Source organism: Undibacterium pigrum, assembly GCF_003201815.1.
In the GTDB taxonomy this organism is placed as follows: Bacteria; Pseudomonadota; Gammaproteobacteria; order Burkholderiales; family Burkholderiaceae_D; genus Undibacterium; species Undibacterium pigrum.
In genome coordinates this window covers 1-1,284 of the sequence record NZ_QJKB01000041.1, presented here as the reverse complement: position 1 = coordinate 1,284, position 1,284 = coordinate 1, and the positions used below count along the sequence as shown (strand labels likewise).

At 55.7% G+C, this 1,284-nt stretch carries 1 protein-coding gene; it reads right to left on the bottom strand.

What is annotated here, in order from left to right; genetic code table 11:
* Window positions 1–1,284: autotransporter outer membrane beta-barrel domain-containing protein (locus DFR42_RS29460; protein WP_425450914.1), on the bottom strand; the 1,284-nt coding region annotated here is incomplete at both ends.

The window sequence follows — 1,284 nt, the reverse complement described above, 5'->3', positions numbered from 1 at the left end:
GCCAGATCCGCTACCCTGACCTTCAGGGTGTTGTTACCACTCAGAATCTGATTAGGCAGGTTCCAATTCGTGCTGCCAATCGCCGTCACGGTATTGATCCAGTTGGCACCATTGTCGAGCGATACCTGTACTGTTTCGCCAGCCAGCAAGCCAGTACTCAAACTGCCACTGATGGTTTGCAGATTGATCGTCGTAATAAAATCTGTGCTGCTGAGACCATCGTCATTCGAGAACTTCAGATTACCGATGGCGGTGGTCGGTGCTGTGTGGTCAACCTGGTATAACTGCCCGGTAAAGCCGCCACTCAGCGGCAGGCTGGAGGTATCAACGATGCCCGTGCCACTGGACTTGAGATTCAGGCCCAGGCTGCCATCGCCAGTCAGGCCAGTGATCCTGACGGTATAAGTGGAAGGATCAAGCTGGATGATACTGCTGATGGTGCCCGCTGCCGTACCTGTCGTGGCCAGCAAAAAGGCTGCTGTCGTGACGCCTGTGACTGCTTCGCTGAATGTCACTTTGTAATCTATCGTGCCCAGACTGGTGTTCTCATTCTGGATACGGGCGATGCCAGTCGCGACTGGCGCAACATTGTCACCAACAGCGATGGTAAAACTCTTCTCATAGGCAGCACCCATGGCATCCGTCGCCCGTACAAACACCGTGTAATTACCCGGTGTCATGCTCACAGGGTTCTTGGCCACCAGGCTATTGCCTGAGATCGTGAACTTGGCATTGTCCTTGTCGTTCGTGCCATTACCTGTAACCAGGGTGAATGCTGCCGTATCACCGGGGTTGGGATCAATGGCGGTCAGGGTCCCCACACTGGTGTTGTCTGCAGAACCTTGCTGGATCGTTGCGTTCGACAGCGTGATATTGGTTGGTGCAGCATTGGTACCCGTGGCGATCACCGTTGTGGTGTTGTTCAATACCGCAGAAGCAATGCCGTCATTGGCGCTGATGGTGAAGGTCGTCGTTTCTGTCGCACCGACTGCTACCCTGCCAGCTGCAGGCTGGAATACCAGCCCACGAATGGCGGCTTCTACTACCGCCGGGCTACCGGCAGCATGGGTATAAGTCAGGCCACCATCGGCAGTCGAGAAGCCTGTCGCTGCGAGGGAGGCGGCAGTGAAAGCCCCTTTGGCAGCAGTGTCGAGGCTGATGATGATGGTTTCAGATGCGCCCACATCTGGGTCAGTGATGGTAACGCCAGCAAAGGGAGTAATTGTGGTGGTTTCGGTGACTGTCTGGCCGGCGACGACACCACCGATGACGGGAGCGACATTG